General features: G+C 40.9%; 5 protein-coding genes. 2 read left to right on the top strand and 3 right to left on the bottom strand.

The features are described 5' to 3' along the window. Positions 1 to 106: 106 nt before the first annotated feature. Genes CHH67_RS23815 through CHH67_RS23805 form a run of 3 tightly spaced genes read right to left on the bottom strand, consistent with a single transcriptional unit; the run spans position 107 to position 5,874 of the window. Positions 107 to 3,892 carry a glycosyltransferase gene (locus CHH67_RS23815; protein WP_179292212.1) on the bottom strand — a complete coding sequence of 1,262 codons (3,786 nt, stop codon included), beginning with the start codon at positions 3,890 to 3,892 and terminating at the stop codon, positions 107 to 109. 7 nt (positions 3,893 to 3,899) lie between these two features. Next, positions 3,900 to 5,102, bottom strand: coding sequence for an ABC transporter ATP-binding protein (locus CHH67_RS23810; RefSeq protein WP_095267863.1), 1,203 nt, complete (start codon positions 5,100 to 5,102; stop codon positions 3,900 to 3,902). After that, positions 5,092 to 5,874 (bottom strand): ABC transporter permease, encoded by a 783-nt coding sequence (locus CHH67_RS23805; RefSeq protein ID WP_095267862.1) that lies wholly within the window; start codon positions 5,872 to 5,874, stop codon positions 5,092 to 5,094. The genes CHH67_RS23810 and CHH67_RS23805 overlap by 11 nt, the downstream gene beginning before the upstream one ends. A gap of 439 nt (positions 5,875 to 6,313) precedes the next feature. Here CHH67_RS23805 and CHH67_RS23800 point away from each other — a divergent pair, with 439 nt between their 5' ends. Both CHH67_RS23800 and CHH67_RS23795 read left to right on the top strand, forming a co-directional pair. After that, complete coding sequence (locus CHH67_RS23800; protein WP_095267861.1) at positions 6,314 to 8,773, top strand: O-antigen ligase family protein; 2,460 nt, start codon at positions 6,314 to 6,316, stop codon at positions 8,771 to 8,773. 316 nt (positions 8,774 to 9,089) lie between these two features. Beyond that, positions 9,090 to 10,130 carry an acyltransferase family protein gene (locus tag CHH67_RS23795; RefSeq protein ID WP_095267860.1) on the top strand — a complete coding sequence of 347 codons (1,041 nt, stop codon included), beginning with the start codon at positions 9,090 to 9,092 and terminating at the stop codon, positions 10,128 to 10,130. The last annotated feature ends 3 nt before the right edge of the window (positions 10,131 to 10,133 follow it).

The following is a 10,133-nucleotide window of genomic DNA, read 5'->3' as shown; positions in this document are numbered from 1 at the left end:
AGAATATACACACTAAAATAAAGAATAATGTTAGTGTTCCAATAATTGGTCTTTTAAAGTAGTCTTGTATCTTGTAGTACATAGAATGTCCTTTCTGAAAGACAAATCAATTGATAAACTCAAAACTAAAATCTTCTTTCTTCTTGGTCAAATTAATATTATAGAACGGATCATTCTCCAATTGTCCTCCCCATTTTTGCATCATGATATCAATTTCATTATTGAATCGTTTGATCTTTTCAGGAGTATCTTCATGCCCCCGACTCTTGGACTCATAATGATACAGCTTTACCTGTGGTAAGAAAATGTTATAGTAGCCTTTCTGTCTGATTTTAAGACAGAAGTCAATATCGTTAAATGCAACTTGTAACTTCTCTTCCAATCCCCCAACTTCTTCGAAAACTTTTTTTCGAACCATTAGACAAGCGGCAGTTACCGCTGAATAATTACTGATTAACTTTAATCTCGAAAAATACCCATAATCATCAGCATCAAAGTATTTATGGCTATGGCCGGCTACTCCACCGATGCCAAGCACTACTCCAGCATGTTGAATTGTATTATCCGGGTACAATAAACATGCTCCAACAGCTCCGATATTTTCTCGGACTGCTTGTCCGGCCATATCCGTTATCCAATCCTCACTTATTACTTCAACATCATTATTTAAGAGAAGAATTAATTCGCCTTTAGCTTCAGAAACTGCAATATTGTTTATTTTAGAATAGTTGAATGGGATATCAATTCGTATCACTCTAAAGCGATTGGGTTCTTTCTCCTTCCACTCGTTAAAGAGTTGAATTGTCTCCTCCTCACTACTCCCATTATCTGCGATGATAACTTCGTAATTCGTATAATTGGTTTTTTTGAAAATAGAAACCAGACACTTTTCCAGGATCTCTGCCATATTTCTTGTAGGAATTATTATTGATACTAACGGTTCGTCGATAGGGCGATAACGTAAAATATATGCGTTAGGAATATCCTTAATACCGTCTACTTTAGCATTTAGACCTCTTCTTAACACAGCATCCTGCAGGGCTTTATAACCTGAATCATCAGTATAATTTTTCGCAACTGCCCCTGAAGATGTTGACTCCGGAATGGTCCTCCAGTGATATAGGATTTTCGGTATGTGATAGATCGCATCCGTCAATTCCGTGAAACGCAGTGCCAGATCATAATCTTGGCTGCCTTCATACCCCTTACGAAATCCGCCAATCTGGTCAATAATAGTCTTTCGGTAAATACTAAAGTGACATATATACATTTGGGACAACAACAAATCCGGCGACCAGTCCGGCTTAAAGAATGGCGAATGTCTTTCCCCTTCCTCTGTAATTTTATCCTCATCACTGTAAATCAAATCGGCGTCAGGATGCATGTTAAGCAGCTTTACATTCTCATATAATGCATCTCTTGATAATTCATCATCATGATCGAGCAACCCGATAAATTCTCCGGTCGCTACGGCTAAAGCAGAATTTGAACACTCGGAAATATGCCCATTTTTCTCCCTGTAAACCACCTTAATCCTCGGGTCTATGAGCTTATACTCGTCAAGCACTTCTCTTATATGTTTTTTAGGAGATGCATCATCAGCAAGGCACAGCTCCCAATTCGTATACAATTGATTCCTTACAGATTCTATGCACTTTCTCAACCATTTTTCCTCTACATTGTAGACAGGAACAATGATAGAAATCAGTGGTTTGTATTCAAATTCACTTATTTCTCGGTTTATCTCCTTTTCTCGAATATCTGTTAGCGACTTGGATTCGACCCACTTTTGATAACTTTGAGTCATATCGATGTTTTGTGTTAAACCCAAGGCACGTCTCGTTTGGGTTCTTAACCCGGTTAGTCCAGATCTTTTTAAGATATGAACCGCTTTACGAGACAGGGGAATCATTGAGCGAATGAACCCTCCACGCATACGGGTATAATCTCTTAAGGAGTCAAACAGGACATGATATTTACTGATTTTAATAAATCTTACATCTCTCATTAAAAATTGAATAGGTTCTTCACCTGGATCAAGCCGTAAGGAGATTGCATCATGAGGAATCAGCACCCTGAATGTTTGTTCCTTATTATGTCCTAGAACAGACATGCCAAGCATAGCACTGTCCTGCTCGGACATGCCGTGCCCACGATCCCAATACAACTTTAAAGGTACATTGGTCTCTGCGATTATGATCACTTTCATAACGACCCAGCCGGTAGGAAACTTTCCCTTCAGGATAAACGACGGATCTTCCCCCACATTCTCCCAATAGTCCTGATCTATACAATTTATGTTCTGAAGTGGTACCGGTTCTATTCTAAATCGGCGCCGGAATACAAGCGCAACAAACTTCGATAGTTTTGATCTGACTTTTCTTAAAAAGCTACCAACATAGCGTAAAGGCTTGGTGATTCGCCAAGATCTTGAATTTCGGATGTCTCCGACTAATTGATTCAAGTGCCCATTTATTTGACGTTCCATTTCCACTTTATACATCAGTTCGTCTAATCTATTTTTGTGTTCTTTTATGAGCGTTTCCTTTTCAGCACGTTCTAATCCTAACTCTCTGATAGTCTGTGCAAATCTTTCTTCAAGAGTTCTGTATATTTGTTCTAAGTTGTTATACTTTTCTTCTGCCTTGTTAAAACTTATCTGTTGCTGAATGGACCGTTCCTGTAAATTTTCGATCTGAGCATTATAGTCTGAAATCACGGATTTAATATGATCAACAAAGAGACTGCCTTTTAAAGCAGAAAGCTCAATCCATAATTCAACATTGCCCTGTAAGGATAACTCCTGCAAATCCCAGATCATTTGAGGGTCTCTGTTAGGTGCAAACACTTTAAATTCATTCTTCTTGTCGATTATCGTCAAGTTGTTGACTACGGATAAATGAGCAAACCCATTAGCAGCTGAAGAATCTTGGATTGATGATATGTAATCGTCATCTCTTTTTATCAATTTGACAGATTTGATATTAATAAATGCTGACCACGAACCGGGGTCAATCCGGATTTTCTTTATAGTTGCGGCAGGTAGCGAGATTTTATAAACATGGTATTTATTATCATAATGCATATAGCATTGTACCGATTTTTCTTCGGAAAATTGACCGTCTTCACTCCAAAATACCTGTAACTGATCATAGATCGGCTCGATAGTAGAAATAGGAAACGATTCTGCATTATCCTTATCTAAAACCTTGGAAGACGATATTTTTTTAGCCACGGAGATATACTGATATGCATGGCCTTCAGGATTACTAAGCAAATAATCTTGCACTGCCTCTGGGAACTCTTCATAACTCTTATGAAATTCCGTTTCCTCGGGCCAGGCCTTCGTTGCCTTCATTTTTACAATTTCTAAGCCTGCTTCACTTAGCATTTCAATAATTGACTCTTTTGTAAAAAATTTAACATGAGTATTATCAAGAAGTCCGAGTTGATTATATTTAAACTCACCTTGCAGAAGGCTCATAATAATGGCATTATGGGAAATGTTAGGTATTGAGGCGATGACAGAGCCCTCTGCCTCTAAGTATTTGACTACCTCTCTGAGAACCCTATGAGGATCCCTTAGATGTTCTAATACATCTACACAAAGAATATAATCAAATTTTTCACCGGAGAGTTGTTTAGTCCATACAGAAAAATCCTCCAAATCGGAGACGATCATTTTTTCAGAATATACAGACGCTTGTTCTGCAGAACTCGGATCGTATTCGATGCAATATACAGAACAATTAAGTTCTTCTTTCATATAGCGGGTCATATAACCTGTGGCAGGCCCCAGTTCAAGAACTTTTGACCCGGTTGGAATTTCTTTCAAAACCAGGGCTGCTGAGTTTTCTGACATCATATCAAGCTCATGATCATACTTTTGCATTTCGCTTTTATTCCTCCTCCAACAAGACCCAATCATGATCCAGATAAATCATGCCTTCGGCAAAATATTCACCGGAAGCAACCCTGAAGGATTGGATTTTCCCCTGATAATCCAAGGGAACGACACCTGCGCTTTCAAAAAAGCCTACATCAATAAAATAAGTTCCCGGCATTAAATTCATTTCATTATAATTCAATCTCAATTTATAAGTACCAGGTTGGTCCTGGAGGGAGTAACCACTTAATTTGGTATTCAATCCGCAAATATAGTTCTTTTCATTATCATAAATCGCAACGCCACCCAGAAGTTGGTTAACCGGTTCCTTTAATGTATATTGTATTTCTACAGTTATCGGCTGCTTAAAAGGAACAATATTATTTTCAGAACCAACGATGTTTACCTCTGAAATATTTAAAATATCACCGTATTTTTCAGACGTTTGATTGGTACTTTCATCCTGAACTTGGGGCTCGTTGTCCGCTTTCATATAATCTTGGTACTCTTCAATAATAACCTTAGCATCACCACGCCGATAAATTTGTCCATCCATCATCCAAATCGCCTCGTCACAAATATTACGAATGGAGTAAGAATCGTGGCTAACAAAAAGTATGGTTTTCCCCTCCTTTTGGAAAGTTTTTATCTTGTCCATACATTTTAGTTGGAAGCGCATATCGCCTACCGCCAGTGCTTCATCAATTACGAGTATGTCTGGATCAACATTTATGGCACATGCGAATGCTAATCTAATAAACATCCCTGATGAATATAGCTTTACGGGTTGATTAATAAATTCGCCGATTTCCGCGAATTCTTCAATTAGTGGCAGTCGTTGCTGTATTTCTGCGCTGCTGAGCCCCATAATTGTGCAGTTCATAATCACATTTTCTCTTCCGGTAAACTCTGGGTTAAAGCCACTTCCAAGCTCCAATAAAGCAGCTACTCTTCCATTAACTGCAACTTCCCCGGAAGTGGGGGTAAGCGTATTAGCAATAATCTGAAGAATTGTACTTTTCCCAGAACCATTGCGGCCTATTATCCCGACGGTTTGTCCACGCAGTACATCAAACGAAACATTTTTTAAAGCCCAAAATTCTTTGTAATATTTCTTATTCTTCACAAAACTTTGTTTCAATCGATCTTGAGGACGATCAAACATTCTATAGCACTTGCTCACATCTTTGACGGAAATAGATATATTAGAGGACATCCGAGAAACCTCCTCTTGTTTTGTTAAACCACTTTAAGCCTAGCAATGATACAACTAATCCTATTACACTTCCCACTAATATCCATCCCCAATTCGGCATTTGGCCAAATACTATCACTCTACGCATGTCTTCCACAATATGGGTAATTGGGTTTAATATATATATACCTCTTAGGTTTTCTGGGATATTCGATACGGGATAAAATATGGGACTCATAAACATCAATGCTGAAACAATTAAACCTATAATATGGCTTATGTCGCGATAATAAGTACCTAAGGAAGCAAGAAACCAGCCTAATCCAAGGGTTATTAAAACTAATGGTAATAACACAATCGGAAGTAGAATAATAGTCCAATGAATAACTCCATTAAATAAAAGTTGCCCCAAAACAAGGATTAAAACATTTATGCCAGCTAGGAATAAAGAAGACCCTATCGCAACAACAACCAAAATTTCAAGAGGAAAAACAATTTTTTTGACAAAATTCACATTACTAATAATCAAATTCGGAGATCTTAGTATTACATCTGAAAATACATTGAATGCAATGATTCCCGAAAAAATAATAAATGCAAAATCTAATTTATTCTCTGTCTCAATGTTCCATTTCGCCTGAAAAATCACACTAAATACAAATGTATAAATAGCCAACATAAATAGAGGCGTTAAAATTGACCATATCGCCCCTAGATAAGACCCTTTATATCTACTGCTAATATCACGTTTGACGAATTGAAGAATCAATTGTCTATTTCTCCAAAAACTCATTGAAAGACCTCCAGAATATTCACAAAAATAATAAAACATCATATTTCTATGTAAAATAGCTCAACTATACAATTTTGCTAAAACAATGCATTAGTTAAAGCGTGTCGAAACCAGTATACGTGAAAAAAACCGTGACGTCGAGACGATGGGGAATTTGAAAACGTCGTCATAATGCTCAGTAACTGGTTCAGTTGCAGTAAAAGGCCCATTATTCGTGAGACCTAGTTTATTTTATTCGAAACCTTTGAAAGCTTCGTTGACTACTCTAGTATATTTTTAAGCGGAACCTGTATTATCATCCCTCATTCGAGTCAAACCTAGTGGTTTGTAATTGTTAATCATGATATAAAGCATAGCACCTAATTTCCTTATTTGTGGTCTCTGTTACTAGAATTATGCTAAAATATTGTCGTATCTACAAGAAAAGGAGCTAATTGCGTTGTCGAAACCAGTATACGGCAAAAAGGCCGTTGAATTGAGGAAGCAGGACACAAGATCAGCGTTGTTTTGGATATTAATTACAGGAATTATCTTATTTCTAGCCTGGACTCCCTTCCAAACGGCTTTGTTTAACGGATTTCAGCTAGATTTTGAGAAGCCTATTTTTTGGACTGCGATATTATCATGTTTGTTACTCTTCCTCTGGATTGCACAGTACTATAAAAGGTTCCAGCTAACGGAACAGAGAGACTGGCTTGCGGTAGGTGTACTGCTATTGCCGTTAACTTACATAATTTCGATGATTAGCGCTGCTTCACAGACCCAAGCCGCTAACATGGTCCTCATTAATTGTATTTACGCCATCATATTTATTATTGGATTGTATGTTCTTCGGGACGCGTTAGGGAACCGGATGATCCAAGGAGCTATCATGGCTATTGCCTATCTGATTGTCGGATTTGGTCTGCTCCACTGGTTCGGCCAGGGAGAAAGCGCAGGTGCAATTGCCAAATGGTTCTCTAACACGGTATTAAACGGCATTTATACCCATGCGGTCATGACAGACTCTAACGGTCTGCGCCTGACCTCCGTATTCCAATACGCTAACACGTATGCTGCCTTTCTGATGGCCTTCCTGTTTGCAGCCGTTTTTTTCGTTACGACATCTCGCAAATGGTACAGCCAGGCTTTTCACAGCTTCATGCTTGTTCCGATCATCGTATCGCTTCTCCTGACCCTGTCACGGGGTGGGCTCGTGATGCTGCCGGTCGTATTTGTACTCCTGCTCCTGTTCTTGAAACCAGCACAGCAGCTATTATGGATACTTTACTGTGGAATGGCCGGTGTTATATCACTGCTCATATCCAAATCCGTTACGGACATTGGGTTACAGCTTAATGAAACCTTCAGCGGCAGCGGAGCACTGAAAGGCTGGGGAATCCTGATCGCGGCCTCGATCATCATGGGATTGCTTGGTTGGGGGATCCAGCGCTTCGTCGCTCCGAAGCTGGAATCGGTATTAAGCACCTGGTCAGAGAAGAGGGGCGCGAGTCTATGGCTGCCGATTGGCTCTGTTGTCATTGGCGGAGTACTGATCTTCCTATTTATCGGGACGAGTCTGAAGAACATTCTGCCTCAGAATATTAGCGTTCGACTTGAGAACATCAATTTCAATCAGCACAGTGTGCTGGAACGTTTCACATTTTACAAGGATGCCATGAAGGTGCTAGCCGATTATCCGATTATTGGAGCCGGCGGGGGAGCCTGGGCCTCACTGTACGAGCAGTATCAGAACAACCCGTATACAAGCCGTCAGGCCCATAACTTCTTCCTGCAATACTTGATCGAGGTTGGTGTCCTTGGCTTCCTGGTATTTATGGCGTTTATCATTTTTATTTTCTATAAATACATTCGTGGATACGTACAGCAGGATACCGACGGAAAGAACAGTCATTTTCTGTATCTGATTATCGTCTTGTCGATTTTGTTGCATAGTATTCTGGACTTTAACCTGAGTTACGTATTTATGGGGATTCTTGTCTTCCTGGGGCTCGCTGGTATGGCTGCAGCCATGGACAGCAGACCGGTGAAGAAATGGACGTTACCTGAATCAGCCGCTAGAGGCGCATTTAGCGCAGTTGTCGGCATCGGTGCGATCATTGTTCTGATCACGTCCATCCGCTACGTACAAGCAGCAGATGCCGCTATGGATGCACGCCGTTTAGCTCAGACAAGTAATTCCTTTGAGGAGATCAAAGCTCCGCTGGACAAGGATCTGAGCATTCGCTCCAGCCATCCGGATTCGGTTCTTCTGCTAAGCTCGCTCTATTATACGGGGTATCGACAGACGCAAGAGGAAGGCTTCTACAATCTGGCCGTTGACCTTCTGAATCGTGCGCTAGAAGACGAGCCTTACAATAAATTCATGCTTTTACGTCTGATTGAAGGGTATGAACTGAAACAGCAGCCGGAACTGGCTTACGAGGTACTCATTAACAACGCGTATAAGTTCAAGTGGGATATCGAATGGTACGAGAAAATCATCCATCAAGGATATGATCTGGGAAGCAAAGCCTTGGGCACTGGGGACATTGCAACGAAAGACCAATATTTCAAACAGGCGACCGATGCATTCGCCGAGGTTCAAGCCGGTATTCGTCACTTGGAAACATTGCCCGAAGGTCAGCTCCAAGGTCGTCCATTCGAAAACACACCTGATATGATCTTAAACGCAGGTAAAATGTATTATATGATGAATCAGCCGCAGGAGGCTGCGGATGCCCTTAAGCTGGGAATCCAGGAGGACTTATCACAGACGATCCCGCAGGAAATTGCTCGCTGGTACCTCGCTTCATTGCAAAAGCTTGGCACTGACGATGAAGCACTCATGGAGCGTCTGCTCCAGGTTGATCCAAATGCCGAGCAAAGTGTTAAACAGCTAGCAGAACTTCAATTCTAATGAATACGGGAGTGCTTGTCAGGGCGATTGTCTTGATGAGCATTCCCGTTTTGTTATTTTATGCAGATACAAGGGACAATCCATGTTATATCACCCTGTTCATTGGTTAATGATTTATATCCTTTTTTATTGAGCAAAAATGGACTTTGTAAGGTTCACACCCGTAATTTAGAGCCCCGCCCCGCACTCATTGGAGCGACCCTGGCCCTCCCCACACTCAAAGCCTTCTTCCTGAATTTCACCATAGCTGCTTCGCCTATAAGTCTTTTATCCTTATACATAACATCTGTGGTAGGCAACCAAAGGAGCGTCACCTATGCAGGAAAGACTTCAAGAGAGAGACGTCTATTTCGATAACCTTAAATTCTTACTGATCCTGCTGGTCGTTATCGGGCATTTTATGGAGCCCTTTAACGGCGAACGAACCACCCAAGCGGTCTATCAATTTATATACTCTTTTCATATGCCGCTGTTTATTTTTGCTGCCGGTTACTTCTCCAAGAGTATTCGCTATCCGAAGTATTACGTTAATCTGGTTTCGTCGTTGCTTGTCCCGTATGTCATTTTCGAGACACTCTACACCCTGTTTGATTTCTATACTCAAGGGCACGACAAACTGAACTTTACCTATTTCTATCCTTACTGGATCCTGTGGTTTCTGTTTAGTATGATGCTGTGGAAAATGCTGCTGCCCTACCTGCTCATTCTCAAATATCCGCTAGCGATCTGTATCGGAATGTCTTTGATGATGGGATACGCACTGGACGTGGATTACTATGCAAGCATTTCGCGCACGCTCTATTTCTTCCCGTTCTTTATCATGGGGTTCTATTTCAAGCGAGAGTGGTTAGACAGATTAAAGACTCGCCGAAATGTGATTAGCTCTGTGGTGATTGTAACGATAGGTTTCGGCCTGTTATATATGCTATCACCTGTTTTGAGCACAAACTGGTTCTACGGTTCACTGCCTTATCTGGAATTTGGCATCGATGCTTGGTACGCCGCTGGCTATCGACTGCTCACGTACCTATTTACCGTTGTCATGGGGCTGGCTGTGCTCACCATCGTTCCAGATTCGAAGCTTCCCTTTACCCATCTGGGAGAGCATACGATGTATGTGTTTTTGCTGCATGGCTTCCTGGTGAAGGGCATGCTGCATTATGGCTTGCTGGAGCTCTTCGATTCTGCCTTTGGCAGAGTTATGTTAGTCGTGGTGGGCATAGCTGTCACTTGTATGCTTTCCTCCGCGTGGGTCAGACGCTGCTTCGGCTGGATTGTCGAGCCTAATGTCCAATTTTTATTCAAGAAAAGGATTCGGCGCAAGGCAAAAGAAGCTCAAAAAAAAGAGGAGTTTTAACTC

This window comes from Paenibacillus campinasensis, assembly GCF_002272015.1.
Classification (GTDB): Bacteria; Bacillota; Bacilli; order Paenibacillales; family Paenibacillaceae; genus Paenibacillus_AQ; species Paenibacillus_AQ campinasensis.
This window is presented reverse-complemented; position numbering and strand designations above follow the sequence as displayed.